This window comes from Polaromonas sp. A23 (assembly GCF_002001015.1).
GTDB lineage: Bacteria > Pseudomonadota > Gammaproteobacteria > Burkholderiales > Burkholderiaceae_C > Polaromonas.
The window spans coordinates 283,051-300,107 of the sequence record NZ_MUNO01000026.1 but is presented as its reverse complement, the minus strand read 5'-3'; the positions used below and the strand labels follow the sequence as shown (position 1 = coordinate 300,107).

At 61.6% G+C, this 17,057-nt stretch carries 16 protein-coding genes and 1 pseudogene; 7 read left to right on the top strand and 10 right to left on the bottom strand.

Annotation, left to right across the window (positions count from 1 at the left end; all coding sequences use genetic code 11):
* The first annotated feature begins 39 nt into the window (after positions 1-39).
* Positions 40-1,125, top strand: coding sequence for a sulfate/molybdate ABC transporter ATP-binding protein (locus B0B52_RS14900; protein WP_077594434.1), 1,086 nt, complete (start codon positions 40-42; stop codon positions 1,123-1,125).
* Between the two features lie 7 nt (positions 1,126-1,132).
* Here B0B52_RS14900 and B0B52_RS14895 read toward each other — a convergent pair whose 3' ends face one another.
* The 4 genes and pseudogenes from B0B52_RS14895 to B0B52_RS22725 all read right to left on the bottom strand — a co-directional run.
* Positions 1,133-1,525: a nuclear transport factor 2 family protein gene (locus B0B52_RS14895; RefSeq protein WP_077594433.1), complete on the bottom strand. Its 393-nt coding sequence runs from the start codon at positions 1,523-1,525 to the stop codon at positions 1,133-1,135.
* Positions 1,522-1,797, bottom strand: a complete 276-nt coding sequence (locus tag B0B52_RS14890; RefSeq protein WP_077594432.1) for a DUF2277 domain-containing protein — start codon at positions 1,795-1,797, stop codon at positions 1,522-1,524. Before B0B52_RS14890 ends, B0B52_RS14895 begins: the two co-directional genes overlap by 4 nt.
* A 1-nt stretch (position 1,798) precedes the next feature.
* Positions 1,799-2,353 (bottom strand): GNAT family N-acetyltransferase, encoded by a 555-nt coding sequence (locus tag B0B52_RS14885; protein WP_077594431.1) that lies wholly within the window; start codon positions 2,351-2,353, stop codon positions 1,799-1,801.
* A gap of 77 nt (positions 2,354-2,430) precedes the next feature.
* A pseudogene (locus B0B52_RS22725) lies at positions 2,431-2,610 on the bottom strand (VOC family protein); the annotation flags it as partial.
* On the opposite strand from B0B52_RS22725, the gene B0B52_RS22845 reads away from it, so the two are divergent.
* A complete protein-coding gene (locus tag B0B52_RS22845; protein WP_077594430.1) occupies positions 2,549-3,004 on the top strand; it encodes a TOBE-like domain-containing protein in 456 nt (151 codons plus the stop codon). The pseudogene B0B52_RS22725 and the gene B0B52_RS22845 overlap by 62 nt on opposite strands.
* 163 nt (positions 3,005-3,167) lie before the next feature.
* Here the strand turns inward: B0B52_RS22845 and B0B52_RS14870 are convergent, their stop codons facing one another.
* Both B0B52_RS14870 and B0B52_RS14865 read right to left on the bottom strand, forming a co-directional pair.
* Positions 3,168-4,172 (bottom strand): C1 family peptidase, encoded by a 1,005-nt coding sequence (locus tag B0B52_RS14870; protein WP_217349805.1) that lies wholly within the window; start codon positions 4,170-4,172, stop codon positions 3,168-3,170.
* Between the two features lie 38 nt (positions 4,173-4,210).
* Complete coding sequence (locus B0B52_RS14865; RefSeq protein ID WP_139351954.1) at positions 4,211-6,064, bottom strand: hypothetical protein; 1,854 nt, start codon at positions 6,062-6,064, stop codon at positions 4,211-4,213.
* A gap of 258 nt (positions 6,065-6,322) precedes the next feature.
* Here B0B52_RS14865 and B0B52_RS14860 point away from each other — a divergent pair, with 258 nt between their 5' ends.
* A complete protein-coding gene (locus tag B0B52_RS14860; RefSeq protein ID WP_077594428.1) occupies positions 6,323-6,829 on the top strand; it encodes a disulfide bond formation protein B in 507 nt (168 codons plus the stop codon).
* Between the two features lie 65 nt (positions 6,830-6,894).
* Positions 6,895-8,439, top strand: a complete 1,545-nt coding sequence (locus B0B52_RS14855; RefSeq protein WP_077594427.1) for an alkaline phosphatase D family protein — start codon at positions 6,895-6,897, stop codon at positions 8,437-8,439.
* 93 nt (positions 8,440-8,532) lie between these two features.
* Here the strand turns inward: B0B52_RS14855 and B0B52_RS14850 are convergent, their stop codons facing one another.
* Positions 8,533-8,949 (bottom strand): hypothetical protein, encoded by a 417-nt coding sequence (locus B0B52_RS14850; RefSeq protein WP_077594426.1) that lies wholly within the window; start codon positions 8,947-8,949, stop codon positions 8,533-8,535.
* 164 nt (positions 8,950-9,113) lie between these two features.
* On the opposite strand from B0B52_RS14850, the gene imuA reads away from it, so the two are divergent.
* From imuA to B0B52_RS14835, 3 genes are read left to right on the top strand one after another with little or no spacing between them, the layout of a single operon-like run.
* Entirely contained in the window at positions 9,114-9,887 is a 774-nt protein-coding gene (gene imuA, locus B0B52_RS14845) for a translesion DNA synthesis-associated protein ImuA (RefSeq protein ID WP_077594425.1), read from the top strand.
* Positions 9,847-11,280: a DNA polymerase Y family protein gene (locus B0B52_RS14840; protein WP_077594424.1), complete on the top strand. Its 1,434-nt coding sequence runs from the start codon at positions 9,847-9,849 to the stop codon at positions 11,278-11,280. Before imuA ends, B0B52_RS14840 begins: the two co-directional genes overlap by 41 nt.
* A 22-nt stretch (positions 11,281-11,302) precedes the next feature.
* Positions 11,303-14,491: an error-prone DNA polymerase gene (locus tag B0B52_RS14835; protein WP_077594544.1), complete on the top strand. Its 3,189-nt coding sequence runs from the start codon at positions 11,303-11,305 to the stop codon at positions 14,489-14,491.
* Here B0B52_RS14835 and B0B52_RS14830 read toward each other — a convergent pair.
* The 3 genes from B0B52_RS14830 to gstA are packed head-to-tail and all read right to left on the bottom strand — an operon-like array spanning position 14,488 to position 16,964.
* Positions 14,488-15,165 carry a phosphoribosyltransferase gene (locus tag B0B52_RS14830; protein ID WP_077594423.1) on the bottom strand — a complete coding sequence of 226 codons (678 nt, stop codon included), beginning with the start codon at positions 15,163-15,165 and terminating at the stop codon, positions 14,488-14,490. The genes B0B52_RS14835 and B0B52_RS14830 overlap by 4 nt on opposite strands.
* A 36-nt stretch (positions 15,166-15,201) precedes the next feature.
* Complete coding sequence (locus tag B0B52_RS14825) at positions 15,202-16,359, bottom strand: nitronate monooxygenase family protein (RefSeq protein WP_077594422.1); 1,158 nt, start codon at positions 16,357-16,359, stop codon at positions 15,202-15,204.
* Positions 16,356-16,964 carry a glutathione transferase GstA gene (gene gstA / locus B0B52_RS14820; RefSeq protein WP_077594421.1) on the bottom strand — a complete coding sequence of 203 codons (609 nt, stop codon included), beginning with the start codon at positions 16,962-16,964 and terminating at the stop codon, positions 16,356-16,358. Before gstA ends, B0B52_RS14825 begins: the two co-directional genes overlap by 4 nt.
* Positions 16,965-17,057: the final 93 nt, after the last annotated feature.

Genomic DNA, 17,057 nt, shown 5'->3' with positions numbered 1-17,057 from the left:
CCCCAACCCTCTCCCCGCGGGAGAGGGAGAAAGAAAATCATGAGTATTGAAATCCGCAACATCAACAAACACTTCGGTAACTTCCGGGCACTCAATGATGTAAGCCTTGACATTGAATCCGGCGAACTGGTTGCCCTGCTTGGGCCTTCAGGCTGCGGCAAAACCACCTTGCTGCGCATCATCGCGGGGCTGGAAACTGCCGATCAGGGGAGCATTCTGTTCAGCGGCGAAGACACCACCGATGTGCATGTGCGCGAGCGTCAGGTCGGTTTTGTGTTCCAGCACTACGCGCTGTTTCGCCACATGACTGTTTTTGAAAACGTGGCTTTCGGCCTGCGCGTCAAGTCGCGCGGCCTGCGCCCCAGCGACGCCGTCATCAAGAAAAAAGTGCACGAGCTGTTGGGCCTGGTGCAGCTCGACTGGCTGGCCGACCGTTTTCCGTCGCAGCTCTCCGGCGGCCAGCGCCAGCGCATTGCACTGGCACGCGCATTGGCGGTCGAGCCCAAGGTGCTGCTGCTCGACGAACCCTTCGGTGCGCTGGATGCCAAGGTGCGCAAGGAGTTGCGCCGCTGGTTGCGCCGCCTGCACGACGACCTGCATGTCACCAGCATTTTTGTTACGCACGACCAGGAAGAAGCGCTCGAAGTTGCCGACCGCGTGGTGCTGATGAACCAGGGCAAGGTCGAGCAGATCGGCTCGCCGCAGCAGGTCTGGGACCATCCGGCTAGCCCCTTTGTGTACGGCTTCCTCGGCGACGTCAATTTGTTCCACGGCCGCGCGCACGAAGGCCAGATCCAGCTCGAAGGCATGCGCCTGGATTCACCCGAACACAGCGGCGCGAAAAACGCGAAGGCCTATGCCTACGTACGCCCGCACGACTTCGACGTGCAACGTTATTCACCCGGCGCCGAAGGCATTGCCGCCCAGCTCAGCCGCGCCATCGTGATCGGCCCCGTTGCCCGGCTGGAACTGACGCCTTCCGAAGACAGCGAGCAGGCCGACCCGCTGATCGAGGCGCAGATTCCTTCGCAGCAATACCGCGACATGGGTTTGCGCGAGGGCGATCTGCTGGTGCTCACGCCGCGCAATGCGCGGGTGTTTGTGGATGTGGGGGAGGGGATTTGAGGCTTGGTTAAGCCTGCACGGCGCTGATATGGCCGGCAACAATTTTCCAGCTGTCGCTTCCCTCCAAGCGCCAGATGCGGGTGTACCGGAGATCATCCGCGAAAGCCGCGCCCGCATGGCTACCCGACAGCTTCATGCGGACTGAAACAACAGCCATCTTGTCCCAAACTTTTATTTGCTGCTCCGAAGGCTCCAGCGTGTGGAATTTCAGCGTGCCAGAGCGGTGCAAAGCCAGATCGTCCTGTTTACTGAAGACTTGACCCAGGTGGCTGGTGAAGATCAGGTCGGAAGAGATCAGCCCGTCAAGCTCGTCGACGTCGGAAGCCAGCATGGCCAGGCGCAGGCGTTTCTCTGCTTCAACAATTCGACGTTCATCGGTCGAGGCATGGTTATTGTTCATGTGCTTGCACCGAATCTGCTCGCCGATCGAGCACGCGCCCGCTCAGCCTCGACTTCGCGGTTGCGAGGTTCGGCGTTGGTCACCAGTGACCGGATGAGGTTTCGCGCCGAGGCTGCAACCTCTTGCACCGCACGGTCGAACGCAGCTTCGTTGGCTTTGGACGGAACATTGAACCCACTGAGCTTTCTCACAAACTGCAGCGAAGCGTCGCGGATTTCGAGTTCCGTGGCTGGTGGCTCGAAGTTGAACAGGGTTTTGATGTTGCGGCACATGTCAGGCCTCCTGCTTTGGAATTTCGATTTTATACAGTTCAAACCGCTCAAGCCCTATTTGCTTTTTACTGTGGTGTCGAAAGCCGAAGCGTTCATAAAGGGACATCAGCTTGGTTCTTCCCTGCTTGCAATCCAGCCGCAGATGCTGCCGCCCATGCAGCCGTGCAAGTTCGCATGCATGGGCAAGCAAGGCTTGCGAAATTTCCCGACCCTGGGCACGTGGATGCACAGCCACCTTGTGGATAAATGCTGAAGATCCCTCAGGGATTTCAGGCCAGAAGTCCCGATCTTCAAGCTGGAAGCGGAAGACTCCGACGGGTCCCTCATCATCGCTGGCCATGAAATACCAGCCCGCTCGCACGTGCTCCTGAATGGCAGCTTCATTCACTTCTGAAGGAGACCAAAGCATTTCGCCACGCCGGATCAAGTTTTCTGCGGCTGCCATCAGTACCTCAGCCACCAATGGTGTTTCATGGGGTTGAGCTTGTTGGATGAGCATCTTTGATGTGGGTGTTTTCGATTGCGAGGCGGAGAAAGGGCATGAACCCGCATTCATGCCGCAAATTCCGTCTTTCCAGGTTGCTGGGTTATATCAGCATTCCCCGGGAGGCGTGATGCCTCCGCTTCCCTTTCCTATTCGGCGGGCTTGATCACCACCGACTCCGCCGAGGCTACCATGGGCCTGTGGTGGACCGCCTCGATGTTGTTGTCTAGGTCTAGCACAAAGGCGCCATAGTAGCCGGGGTGGTACTTGCGCTCGCCGGGGGAAGCGTTGTCGGTACCGCTTGCTATCAAAGCGGCTTCGCAAAACGCCAGGGCCTATGCCTATGGGCGCCCACACGACTTCGATGCGCAGCGTAATTCGCCGGATGCTGAAGGCATTGCCGCCCAGCGCAGCCGCGCCATTGTGATTGGTCCCATTGTCCGGCTGGACTTGACGCCGTCCGAAGACAGCGAGCAGGCCGACTCGCTCATCGAAGCGCAGATTCCTTTGCAGCAGTGTCGTGCCATGGGTTTGCGTGAGGGCGACCTGCTGGTGCTCACACCACGCAACGCGCGGGTGTTTGTGGATGATGGGAGGGGGAGGGGGAGGGGAATCATAGGCCCGAACTGTCTACCAGACCGTGGGAAGTTCATCGTGACTAAAGCGACTCAGCATCAGTCGGATCACCCTAGGAGTCTGAGCGGCGGAAGGATTCTCAAATGACCAAAAATATTTCGACCTCTCAAAATCGTGCAGGAGTCACTTTCTTGGAGCGGCCAAGAGGTTAGCACCCCTGAGATTGTTGAATTTTTCAGCACTAACCTTCTGCCGCGCAGCCTTCTAGGTAACCATCGATCCACACTAGCCGACTCCAAACTCGTCAGCGTTATTCCTCAAACTGTTCGAGATCGAGCCACTCGGATTTCAGCACTGTCCAGAAGTCCTGCGCCAAGCCCTGCTCGACGTATTCGTAGGGCAGAAAGCCATAGCCACCGTAACCCCACTTTGAGCCCCAAGAGTTCCGGATGACCAAGGCACCATTTTTGCCGTGGTCATCGTCGTAGCCGACCGCCATGACGGCATGACCACCGAGTAGCTTGTCATTGCTGCCGGGAAACGGGATTTCGCCGGAACCCGTGAGCGACGAGTAAACCGGAAAGCCAAAAACTGAGCTGAACCCGGAGGAGAGCGTCCGCTTCAGCGCAGCCAAAGTGCCCTTACCGTCAACAGCAGGAGGATCAAGGCGGGTGTACTTCAACGCTTGATAGTTTGATGCTGACGCGTACAGGAATGCCGTCGGTTCCTCCTCGAATTGCTCGATCATGTAGGGCCAGTACTGCTCGGGCGGCATGCCGAAAGCAGCAACTGCCTTGATTGTCGTACGCAGGTAGGAACCGGTATCGCCAGTCCAGCCCTGCAGCTTGCGCGATACCTTGTATACGAACAGGCGGGAACCGTCTACATGTTGCGTACCGCTGCGCCGCTGCATGTACTCCATCAAGCCAACGACTGCCTGGGCGGTGCAGGAGCCGAGGTTTCCCTGATCCTCGACTGGGGAACACCAAGAAATATTGTTCACCCGCCGTGGCAAGTCGCTCTTGCTGGCAAGCAGCGGAAACCGCTTTCCGAGCTCCGTGATCTCTGGCTTCGGCAGATTCGCGAAACAGCGATCGCGAAGATCAGGGAGGTCGGGGTGGTACCCGAGCGACACGGTCGGACCACCTGTGTCCTCCGTCGAGGCTAGCGCAAGAGGTGAGCGCACTCTGAACCGCGTTGCCCAGTCCGGGTCGGTTCCCCAGCCCGGATCGGTTGTCCACCCAAGAGCTTTACCCATATGCAAAATTTGCTTCTGATCATCGAACGGCCATTTTTTGCCGGATTTGGTTGTCATGCGCGCCTCCTTTGCTTTCGATGCTCTCGGACTCCTTGCTACCTCTGGTCGATGTTGAATTTGTTCACGCCGATTTTCAAGGCTTCGTACTGGTGGCGAGTGCTGTCAAACGCGTTCGCGAGCAGCGTCAGCTTCTCCGCTGCCTGAACCAGCTTCACGTCTTCGACGCGGAACTCGGCCAGGGCGAGTTCCCGCACCTTGTCGTCCTTGGCGATGCTAAATGCCGAGCGCTTGTCGGTGTGAGTGCCTTCCTGTGCTCGCAGGTCCGACCGGTTGACAGCAGAGAAACTCTTGTCGAGTTTGGACTTTTTGTCATCCAGGTTTTTACGTTTTTCTTCGAACTGCAACTTCAGCTTTCTATTTTCTTCGGTGTCCTTGCCCGCGCGGATGTTCGCTGCAATCGCGGGCATCGCGTCAAAGGTCGCTGCAAGTTTTTCCGACTCGGTTTTTGCGATGTCATAGGTCTGTGTGGGGCTCGCTAGCGATGCCGCTACGGGCCCCATCGTCTGTACTGCGGACTTCTGCCCGCCGCCGCTCGACTTGTCCTTCAGTACACCCACCGTCCTCAGGCAGTCCGCTTTCACGGTCTCGTTCTGTATCCCGTTGCACTTGACTAGCGAGTCGGCGAAAGCCTCCGCCGCTTTTGCGCGAGCTTCAACATCGCGCAGCAAAAGCTCCTTACTGTCTAACTCGATTTCTTGCGACAATAGCGCGAAGCGAGTTTCGCGCGCTTTGTCCGCGAACGAAGAAAGATTGGCCACGCAGAATTCGTAGAGTCCGCTCCGGTAGGTCTGGCGTGCACCAACCAGTGCGGCTGTCGCATTGCTGGGCAACAACCGGCCATCCTGCTGAGCTCCTGCGACTCCAATTTCTAAAATCGTTTCGGCCGCGCCGCCGGCGCTGATTCCGCGCCCGGTACTCAACTCGACTAGGCAGGCCTCAATCAGCGATTGGCCCGGATCGCGTCGCACGAACTCCTTCTGCATTCTCGCCAAGACTTTTGCGACTTTCTCGTCCGGCTTTGAACTGATGCCGCCACCGGCTAAGACCGAGGCACTTTCTGCCGAGGACTTGGCGGCAGTGTCCACACTGACCTTCATCAGTTCCTTAATTGCATCTCGCTGGCCGGTGGCCTGATCAAGCGTCACCTTGGCGTTGTCCCGATAGGTTTCCAGATCCTTGCGCTCGGCCGTGCAGGTTCCATCGTCGTCGATGCACTTTTTGTCGTCCACTTTCTGTTTCGCAGCAACGTACGCCGAGGTCGCGTCTAAGACCTTCTTCTCGGCTGTGGCGAGCTTAGCCGCGGCCTGGTCGATGTCGCTAATAATGCCGACCATCCCAGAAAGGTTTGCGAAAGCATTGCTGTTTGCCTTTCCGCCTAGCGTACCAAGAGAGCGCCCGAAGGCGCCCCCGGCGGTCTCGCCCAGCATTAACGTAATCATGGTCTCATTAAGCCGACTCATGATGAGGGTGTAATTGGTGGCGTTGATGGCGCCATTAGAGTATGCCTCGCAGGCGCGGTACATCTGGTCGCGCAGCAGCTGGGTCGAAACGGTGCGCTCCGAGAGCTGAAGCAAGCTCTCAATCTGCGCGCCGCTGAGTGATCCGGAACCCTGACCAAAGACGCTCACGCCGAAGCCGAAGGAGTTCGCGATACTGCCGGCGACATCCGGGCTGGGCTCGGTGCAGACGACTACTTGCGGGACAATCTGGCCATATCGTTCGGGGAAGCTCGGGCGATGATTGGTAACGATGCGCTCGCGTGCGCCAGTCGCGACAGAGTCGCCGTCATTCAGTTTGAATGTCCTAAAGATTTCACTCGGACTTGTTGCGCAGCCGGCTGTGGCGATAGATGCAAGGAGGAAGAACAAACGAACAGCAAGAGTTTTCAAAGCTCTTCTTTGTGCAACCATGGCTGGCTAACCTCCATTGTGCGTAATGTCGGAGACGTTTGATTTATAGCAGTATTTTCTTCACTGGCCATTGGTCTTTTGCTGTGAAAAAATACGCACATATCGAGACTCATCAATGCAGCAATCAGCCATGGCTAGCCAGAAAGTACCTATAGCGGGTTGCTGTTGGGAACTTATCTCCTCTCTAAACCCACGAACCATCGGACAATCCGTACATCGATCAAAAAAAGGACCGTGATGTTGTTGAAGTATTTTGAATCCGCGCCGCGCCACGTGCTGGCACTGGTGTCCGTGGGCTGTGTGGCCATGCTGGCTTTTGGGCTGTACCTGCAGCATGCGGTGGGTCTGGAGCCTTGCCCCATGTGCATCGTGCAGCGTTATGCGCTGGCGTTGGTGGCAATTGTTGCCGGCATCACGGCTTTCACGAATAAAAAAGGGCTGCTCATCACAGGCTCGGCGCTGACGGTGCTGCTCGCTGGTTTCGGAGCCTTTGTGGCTGCCCGCCAGAGCTGGCTGCAGTGGTACCCGCCGGAAGAAGCTTCTTGCGGACGTGACTTTTACGGAATGATTGAGACCTTTCCGCTGCAGCGCGTGATCCCGTTGATTTTCAAGGGCAGCGGTGACTGCACCAAGATCGACTGGACTTTTCTGGGCCTGTCGATTGCCAACTGGTCCTTCCTCTGTTTTGTAACGATTGGTCTGATTGGCTTGCTGCTGGTTGCCCGCCTGGCGCGTAAACGTTAAGCTCCCTGAAAAAAATCGCCCCGCGTCCGCCGGGCGGCTATTGATTCAGGGAAGGACAACAAACCATGACGATTCTGCTTGGGCCTGTCGCTCAGTTTCTGGGTGTGCAAGAAAACCTGTGGGGTGTCAGCCTGCTCGTGGTGACCGATGCCGCAACTGCACCCAGCCTGCAAAGCTCCGCTACGGTAGAGGCTTTCACGAAACTTGACACTCTGCAAAGCGGCGCCACGCTGTGGCGCGGTGGTTTGTCCGTCGCATTAAAAGACGCCGCCCAGAGACCTACCTACAGCGTTGACGGACAGGTATTTGATTTTCATGTCCCGGCGGCGGGTGCGCCGCCGCGCATGGCTTATGCCTCGTGCAACGGGTTTTCAAGCCCGGGCCTGATGAAGCAGGTCAAGGACAAAAATGCGCTGTGGAAGCGCCTTCATAACCTGCACACAGGGCGAGAGCGCATCAATGGCCGCAGTTTTGGCCCTTACCACCTGATGCTGCTGGGCGGCGACCAGGTGTATTCAGACGCCATTTGGCAGGACGCGCGTTGCCCCGACATCATGGCCTGGTCCCAGTTGCCTCGCGACAAGCGCCGCAAGGCGCCCTGGACGGCCGTGCTGCAGGCGCAGGTGTCTACATTTTTTGAAGACCTGTATCTCCAGCGCTGGGCTCAGCCCGAAGTGGCGCAGGCACTCGCGGGCCTGCCCAGCGTGATGATGTGGGACGACCACGACATCTTCGACGGCTGGGGCTCCTACCCTGCGGAAGATCACGACTGCCCGGTGTACCAGGGCATTTTTGCGGTCGCCAGAAAATACTTCGCGCTGTTTCAGCGGCACAGCCCCCAGGACCGGCCACCGCCTTGCACGCTGCCCGACCAGCCTGCTTTCAGCTCGGGCTACCGTGTGGGCAACGTTGGCGTGCTGGCGCTGGACATGCGCAGCGAACGCGCGCCGGAGCGCAAGAGCGGCAACAACCTGCAAAGCACGCAGGTCATGAGTGAAGCCAGCTGGCGTGCCGCTTACAAGTGGCTCGATGCGCAAACCGGCATGAAACACCTGGTGCTGATGAGCAGCATTCCGGTGGTCCACCCCAGTTTCGAGCTGCTGGAAAAAATGCTGGGCATCCTGCCTGGCCAGCAGGAGCTGGAAGACGATTTGCGCGACCACTGGACCTGCGCCGCGCATCGCGCCGAGCGGCTGCGCCTGGTGCACCGCCTGTTCAAGTTCAGCAAGGACACCTCGTGCCGTGTCAGCCTGGTCAGTGGCGACGTGCATGTGGCAGCGGTGGGTGTGCTCGAGTCGCAGCGCGACGCGGGGTCTGCCAACACCCAGGTCATCAACCAGCTCACCAGCAGCGGCATCGTGCACCCGGCGCCGCCTGCCATGGCGCGTTATTTCCTGGAGCAGGCCTGCCAGCAAGTGGAAACCGTAGACCGCGGCATCACCGCCGCCATGTATGAATTTCCCACCACCTCACGCCGCCTGATCGGTGCGCGCAATTTCATGACGATTGAACCCGACGACGCTGGCAACCCGGCGCAACGCCTGTGGATCAACTGGTGGGTGGAAAACGAATCCGAGCCCAGCAGCAAGGTGATTCATCCGGTAGGTTGATCGGCACGGCCAGCAGAAACAAGTTGAGCGGGCCCGCAGCCGTCAAGGCTCCGTCAGTTTCCCCGAAAGAATTCTTCTTGGCGCCCACCGCGCTCAGGGCGGCAGCGGTGCCACCCGTGCCGGCACCAGCAAAATTTCAATGCTGCCGCCCGGGTTGTTACTTTTGAGCCTGAGTTCTTCAGGGCTCAGTTTCAGGATGTCGACCTTGTACTCCTGTGACTCCTCCGTCATCGTGAGCGCGCCGTTGGTATAAGTCCACGCGCCGAAGGCTGCCTTGCTGTTGGGCGAGGTGATCACCAGCGTGCCGTCAGACAAAAACGCGTACAGCGTGCCGGGGGAAACTCCCGTGGACAGGCTGACTTCCCACACCTTGTTGACGAAACCCGGCTTCACGCTGGGCGACTGCGCTGTGGGCGCGTTGGCCACGGCAACCGTTTCAGGTTCTCTGGAGCAAGCCGCAGCCAGCAACAGGACAGCAACGCTGCCAGCCCGCCGGAGGGCGGTTTTCATGGTGTGCAATTCCAAAGAGATTGATTCTCCACTCTAGTCTGAAAAGGTGTAATACTGTACATATAAACAGTATTTTATCGCTTTTTTCCATGCCCGCGTTTTCTCCTGCTTCATTCACTCTGGCTTCTCCCCGGTGCGCCACTGCGAGCGCCTTGCCACCTGGAATGATGCTCCACGCAGATGTCTGGCGCGCCGGCGAGCTGGGCAGCGCGAGCCTGACAACGGTGGACACGGGTTATGCGGCGCTCAACCAGATTTTGCCCGGCAGCGGCTGGCCGCAGGGCGCGCTGGTGGAGATGCTGCAGCCGCAAGCCGGCCTGCATGAATGGGGGTTGCTGGCGCCGGCGCTGGCCACCGTGCAGGCGGCGGCGCCGGCGCAGCTCATGGTGCTGGTGGGTGCGCCCTGGTTGCCGTTCGGGCCGGCGCTGGGTGCACGCCGGCTCGACATGCCGCGCATCCTGTGTGTGCGCAGCCAGGGGCCAACGCTGCTGTGGGCCACACGCGAAGCCCTGCAGTGCGCCGACGTGGCTGCCGTGCTGGCCTGGCTGCCCGATGCCCGCAGTGCGCATTTGCGCCGCCTGCAGATTGCCGCGCATGCGCACAACAAGCTGTTGTTTGTGTTCCGGCCGCTGCGCGCACAGCTTGAGTCTTCCCCTGCGCCGCTGCGCCTGCTGCTCGAAGGGGTGGTGAGCGAACAGGGCAACCTGCAGGTGCATGTGCTCAAGCGGCGCGGCCCGCCGCTGGCCGCGCCGCTGCTGCTGGCCACGCGGCCGGCACGCCTGTCGGCGCTGCTGGCTGCCAGTCGCGAGCGCGTGCGCCGCCAGCGCGAAGAGGCCGCGCCCATGCTGCTGCCTTCGCTGGTGTCGCTTCCCGTCACCTCACCGCAAAGCCCCATCCATGCGCTGCTGGATCGCATTGCACACCTCGATCACCACTGAGCCCGGCCAGGCCGTGTGGGATGAAGCTACGGTGCAGCAGGCCGTGGCCAGCATTGCGCTGGGCCTGTCGCCGCAGGTGGCGCAGGTGGACGAAGCCGTGCTGGTAGATGTGACGGGCAGCCTGCGCCTGTTTGGCGGCCTGGCCCGGTTGATGCAGCTGCTGGAACAGCGGATCACGCTATTTTTTGAATCAAATCGGGCGCTGGCCCTTATAGAGCGGGCGCAAGGTGCTACTTCTTTGATAGCGCTGGGACGTTTGCGCCATGCCGCCAGCCAGCCGGGGCAGGCCCGCACACGGGTGGCGGCCCTGCCCATGGACACCCTGAGCGCGGCGCGCTCGCACCTGGGCGTGCTCGAGCGTATCGGCTGCCGCAACTGGGACGACGTGTTGCGGCTGCCGCGCGATGGCGTGGCCCGGCGCTTCGGTGCGGAGCTGCTGGAGGCGCTGGATCGCGCGCGCGGCAGCGTGCCCGACAGCTACGACTGGCTGGTGCTGCCCGAACACTTTGAAGAAAAGCTCGAGCTCAACGCGCTGGTCACGCACGGCCCGGCGCTGATGGCCGGGGCCGGGCGGCTGCTGGCACACCTGCAGGCCTGGCTGCTGGGCCGGCAGAGCGGGATATGCGCGCTCAAACTGGTCTGGCACCTGGACCGGCGCCGCGATGTTCCGCCCACCGGCGAGATGGAGGTGCGCACGGCCCAGCCCGCGCAGGACCTGCGCCATGTCACGCGCCTGGTGGCCGAACACCTGGCGCAGCAAAAACTGCCGGCACCCGTGCACAGCCTGAGCCTGTATTCACTCGTCACCGAAAAACTGGCGGACGCTGCGGCAGCCACCGGCAGCCTGCTAATGGAAGAACGCCGGCAGGGCGACAGCGCGGTCGAGCTGATCGAGCGTTTGAGCGCGCGCCTGGGCGATGCGCAAGTGCAGGCCTGGCAGCCCGCCGCGGACCACCGACCCGAGCAGATGCAGCGCTGGGTGAATGCGAGGAGTGCTATTCAATCCATAGCTGGTGGTGCCCGCGCTATAAGGGCAAAAGACCAAAAAGGCTTGAAACATCAGGCGGCAGGCGAAACCTGCACCGAAGCGCTGTACCCCACCTGGCTGCTGCCCGAACCGCTGCGGCTGGCGACCTCCGGCAACAGCCCTGTGTGGCAGGGCAAGCTGGTGCGGCTCGTCGGGCCGCAGCGGCTGGAGGCCGCCGAATGGCTGCGGGCCGATGGCGACGCCGCCCGCAGCGCGGGGGTGTGCGACAAGCCCTGGGCCCTGCGCGACTACTTTGTCTACCGCAGCCGGCAGGGCGACCTGCTGTGGATTTACAGCGAGCGCCTGGTGGCCGCGCCACAGTCGGCCCAGCAGCGCGCCTGGTACCTGCATGGTTTTTTTGCCTGAGCCGGCACGCCGCATTCCATTCATGTCCACCTACGCGCTTCCCGACTACGCCGAGCTGCATGCGCTGAGCAACTTCAGCTTCCAGCGCGGCGCCTCGCATGCCGAGGAACTGGTAGCGCGCGCCTCAGGGCTCGGCTACCGGGCGCTGGCCATTACCGACGAATGTTCGGTGGCCGGTGTGGTGCGGGCGCATGAAGTTGCCAAGGAACTGGGGTTCCAGCTCTTGCCGGGCGCCGAGTTCCTGGTGCAGGCCGGCCATCCTTTCCGCCTGGTCGTGTTGCCGCACAACGCGGCGGGCTGGGGCAACCTGTGCGAATTCATCACCGCGGCCAGGCAGGCCGGCGACGTCATCGACAAAGGCAGCTACCGCGTGGCTATGGTCGAGAGCGATTTTGCGCTGCTGGCCGATTGCGAGGTCTTGCTCGCGCCCCTGCCGGGCGCTATCGATACAGAAGCGCTTGGCGCACACGCCGCCTGGGCTACAGGCCTTTTTGGCATAAATTCCTGGCTGGCAGTCGAGCTGCTGCAGGGTCTGGACGACGCGCTGCGCCTGCAGCAGCTGCAGGACGTGGCGGAGCGTACCGGCATTCGCCTGGTGGCGGCCGGCAACGTGCTCATGCATGTGCGCTCGCGCAAGCCGCTGCATGATGTGATGACGGCCATTCAGCAGGGGAAAACCGTGCATGAATGCGGCTTTGCCCTGCAGGCCAATGCCGAGGCACATTTGCGCCCGCGCATGCGCCTTGGCAGCATTTACCCGGCCGCGCTGCTGCGCGCCACGCTCGAGGTGGCGGCGCGTTGCAGCTTCAGCCTGGACGAGATCCGCGCCATGTACCGGTACCCACAGGAAGACATGGTGCCCGCGGCTGAAACGCCGGCGCAGTGCCTGCGGCGCCTGACGGCAGAGGGTGCAAAAAGACGTTACCCCGATGGAATGCTTCCTGAGCGCCAGGCACAGGTCGAGAAAGAGCTGGCCCTGATTGAAGAGCTGGGCTACGAGATGTATTTCATCACGGTGCACGACATCGTGCGGTTTGCCCGGCAGCAGGAAATCCTCTGCCAGGGACGCGGCTCCGCGGCCAATTCGCTGGTCTGTTATTGCCTGGAAGTCACGGCCGTCAGTCCCGAGGAAAGCAGTCTGCTGTTCGAGCGCTTCATCAGCCGCGAGCGCAGGGAACCGCCCGACATCGACGTGGACTTCGAACACCAGCGGCGCGAGGAAGTCATCCAGTACATCTATGGCAAGTACGGCCACGACCGTGCCGCCATTGCCGCCACCGTCATCAGCTACCGGCCGCGCAGCGCGATACGCGATGCCGGCAAGGCGCTGGGGATCGCGCCCGAACTGGTCGAACGTTTCGCGCGGGAGCATTTCTGGTTTGATGGAAGCGATGCGCTGAAGCAGAAAATTGAAGAGGCCGGGCTGCAGAGCGAGGCCGGCGCCATCACCCAGTGGCTGGGCCTGGCCGTGCAGCTGATCGGATTTCCGCGCCACCTGAGCCAGCATGTCGGCGGCTTTGTGCTGACGCAGGGCAAGCTCACGCGGCTGGTGCCGGTCCAGCCGGCCTCCATGGAAGACCGCCGCATCATCCAGTGGGAAAAGAACGACCTGGAAGCCATGGGCCTGCTCAAGGTGGACGTGCTGGCGCTGGGCATGTTGTCGGCCATCAGGCGCTGCCTGGACATGGTGAACCGCACACGCTGCAGCGCTCTTGAAATGCACACCATTGCGCCGGACGACAAACCGACCTACGACATGATCTGTGCGGCCGACACCGTGGGCGTGTTCCAGATCGAAAGCCGCGCGCAGATGTCCATGCTGCCGCGCCTGCAGCCGCGCGGCTATTACGACCTGGTGGTGGAAGTGGCCATCGTGCGGCCCGGGCCCATCCAGGGCGGCATGGTGCATCCCTACCTGAAAAACAGGGAGCACCTCCGGAAGGGCGGAGAGATCAAGCCTGAATACCCGGCGCTCAACCCCGCGCTGGAGCGCACGCTCGGCATACCGATCTTCCAGGAGCAGGTGATGCAGATCGCCATGATTGCCGCCGACTTCACGCCGGGGGAGGCCGACGATCTGCGCCGTTCCATGGCGGCGTGGAAGCGCAAGGGCGGGGTCGAGCGTTTCCATGGCCGGCTGGTCAACGCCATGGTGAAAAACAGGTACAGCACCGAGTTTTCGGAGCGCATCTTCAAGCAGATCCTGGGCTTTGGCGATTACGGTTTCCCCGAGAGTCACGCCGCCAGTTTCGCCAAGCTGGTGTATGTGAGCAGCTGGCTCAAATGCCATGAGCCGGCCTGTTTCCTGGCGTCCATGGTCAACTCGCAGCCCATGGGTTTTTACACGCCCTCGCAACTGGTGCAGGACGCGCGCAAGCATGGTGTGGAGGTGCGCGCCGTGGACGTGACTGCCAGTGAATGGGATTGCACGCTGGAGGAGCCAACCGTTTGCCTGGCGCCCGAACGGAGGAAAAACCAGCCCGCCGTCCGCCTGGGTTTACGTCTGGTGGGAGGCTTGCCCGAAGCCGCGGCTCTGCGTGTGATGGCCGCGCGTGCGCAAGCGCCTTTTACATCCACCGAAGACCTGGTCTCGCGCGCCCGGCTGGGCACGCTGGAGATCAATGCGCTGGCGGCCGCCGACGCCTTGCGGCCGCTGGCCGGCCACCGGCGCCAGCAGGTGTGGGAAGCCTCGGCCATCAAGCCGGCGCCCGAACTGCTCAAGGCCGTGCCTACACACGAGACCGCCTTGCAGTTGCCCGAAACACCTGAAGGCGAAAACATCCTGTTCGACTACCGGGCCACCGGCCTCACGTTGCGGCGCCATCCCGTGGCCCTGCTGCGGCCGCGGCTGGCCAGGCGAGGGTTGCTGAGCGCCGGTGAACTGAATGCCCTGCCCAACGGGCGAGAGGTTGCGGCTTGCGGCATTGTCACCGTGCGCCAGCAGCCGCAAACCGCCAAGGGCACCATCTTCATCACGCTGGAAGACGAGACTGGCCCGGTCAATGTGATCGTGTGGAAGTCGCTGCGCGAAAACCAGCGCAGCGAGGTGGTGCATGCGCGGCTGCTGGCGGTGTACGGCGTGTGGCAGCGCAGCGAAGAAAGTGGCACCCTGGAAGGGTATGGCGCCGTGCGCAACCTGGTGGCGCACCGGCTTGAAGACCTGACGCCGCTGCTTGGGCGGCTGGGTACTTCCAGCCGTGATTTCCATTAGAAAGCCTGGAACTTCTTTTCCCTTGCATGTGCGTCTTCGCACAATGTCTGCACCTCGTTGTCGCTGGTCTGCGGAAACCGGCGGTACCACAAGCCAACGGCGTCAAACGGTTCCGGCGTGGCCGGGCAAACCACTTCGTCAGCCGCGTCCTGCAGTGCTTCGCAGCTGTCCGCAGCGCCCACGGGAACGGCCGCCGCCAGCCACGCTGGTGCCTGTTGGCGTACAGCCAGTAGCGCCGCGCGCATGGTGGCGCCGGTAGCCAGTCCGTCATCCACAACGATTACCGTCCGGCCACACAAGTCCGGCGCTGGACGCGGGCCGCGGTAAAGCTTCTCGCGCCGTATCAGTTCGGCTTGCTCCCGCGCCACCACGTCTGCCAGTGCGTCGGGTGGCACCGTCATGCCGGGCAACGGATTCATCACACGCACGCCGCCGCTGGCAATCGCTCCAATGGCAAATTCCTCGTAGCCCGGAAATCCCAGCTTCCGCACCACAAAAATATCCAGCGGCGCTTGCAGTGCCATGGCAACTTCATAGGCGACGGGTACGCCGCCACGCGGCAGGGCCAGCACCAGCAAGCGGGGGCGGCCACGGTAATGCGCCAGCGCGCCGGCCAGCACACGGCCGGCCTGGCGGCGGTCTTCATAAAGGGGTGCGGATGCATAGGGATTCATGGGTACCTACAGGTACCTCCATAGAGGCACCCCCAGTTAGGCCTCTACAGTAAATCTATCGCCATGCGTTGTCATCAGACAAGTCCTATTTGAGGGGCAGACTGACCCGGCAACCCGCCTGAGCGCGTCGTCGGTTTGCTGCTGCAGCGCCTGCATCAGCGAGCGCGCGTCCCGGTGCCTGAGCAGCGGTGCAGCCTGACCGGACCAGAGCGACATCAAGTCTGTTCTGCCCTGGGCAATGGCCGCTGGTTTCAGCTGGCCTGTCAGCCAGTTCTGGACCGGGTAGGGCGCAATACCACCCTCATGTGCTTTCAGCTCGTTCATGAAGCGGTTTTCAATGCCGCGCGCCAGGCGCCCGCTGAAGGCGCGGGTGAGGGCGGTGTATCTGGCGTCAGGGCTGAACAATTTTTGGCGGTGGATGTCGCTGGCCGATGACTCGACGCAGGCCAGGAAAGCCGTGCCGATCTGCACCCCCTGAGCGCCCAACGCCAGGGCGGCTGCAATGCCGCGCCCGTCCGCAATGCCGCCCGCGGCAATGACCGGCGCCTTGATCGCATCGACCACTTGGGGGATTAACGCGAGCGTACCGGTGAGCGAGTTTTCGGGCGGGCGCAGAAAAGACACGCGGTGCCCGCCGGCCTCAAAGCCTGTTGCCACCACCATGTCGACGCCGGCGCTGTCGAGCGCCATCGCCTCTTCAGGCGTTGTGGCGGCGCCCACAGTCACGATATCAAGCGCCTTGCATTGGCGCAGGATGTCCGGCGACGGAATGCCGAAAACAAAACTGAACACGGCGGGTCGGGCCGCCAGCAAGCCTGCCACCTGATCTTCGTAGCGCGGGCTGAAACGCTCGGGCCGGGTCGGCAGCGGTTCGCCGAGCTCCTTGAAGTAGGGGGCGAGCAGTGACAGGTGCTGCTCGAACTGCGGGTCTGTGAGTGGCGGGTCCTCGCTGTTTTCATGCGGCACCCACAGGTTCAATGCGAAAGGCCGTTTTGTTTTGAGGCGTATGGCCTGCGCCGTCTCTTCAATTTGCGCGCCTGTCAGGTGATGCACCCCGAACGAGCCCAGGCCACCGCTTTCGCAGACCGCCGCGGTCAGCGCCACGGAAGAGAGGCCGCCTCCGAAGGGGCCTTGCACAATAGGCGCCGCCAGGCCCAGCCTTTGGGTCAGGGCCGTGGTTTTCCAGCGGCTCATGCCAGCAGTCCTTCGGCCTTCAGGGCCTCGCGCACCGCGGGCCGACCGGCTACGCGCGCCAGGAAATCCTGCAGGTGCTTCAGGTCCGCCAAGTCCAGCGACACATATTTGGCCCAACCCGTCACCGCAAACAAATAGGCATCGGCCACGGTGAAAGACTGGCCGAGCAAATAGTCTTTGGACTGCAGCTGGGTGTTGACCCATTCGTATTTTTTGCGCAGGACGCTGGCCAGGGTTTTCTTGGCGCTGCTGTCCAGATCCGGGTTGAACAGTGGCGTGAAGGTTTTGTGCAGCTCCGAGGTGATGTAGTTCTGCCACTCCATCACGCGGTAGCGCTCCATGCTGCCGGCGGCCGGGAGCAAGTCGGCGCGGGCTGCCTTGTCGGCAATGTATTGCGCAATGATGGGGCCTTCGGTCAGGCGCTCGCCGTTTTCAAGCTCCAGCACGGGTACGGCTCCCTTGGGGTTGATGGCGTAGTAGTCGGCGCCGCCTGCGGTGGTGTGGGTGGCCGTGTCAACTTTTTCAAGCTTGAACGCCTGCTGCGTTTCTTTCAGAACGATGTGGGGCGCCAGTGAGCAGGCGCCAGGTGAAAAAAACAGTTTCATGGGGTTCCTTGAACAAGTTGAGTTGGGAAGGCCTCATGCTATTGATGATGTTTGGCGAGATAAATACAGGTTGATGAACTTCATAAGTTACAT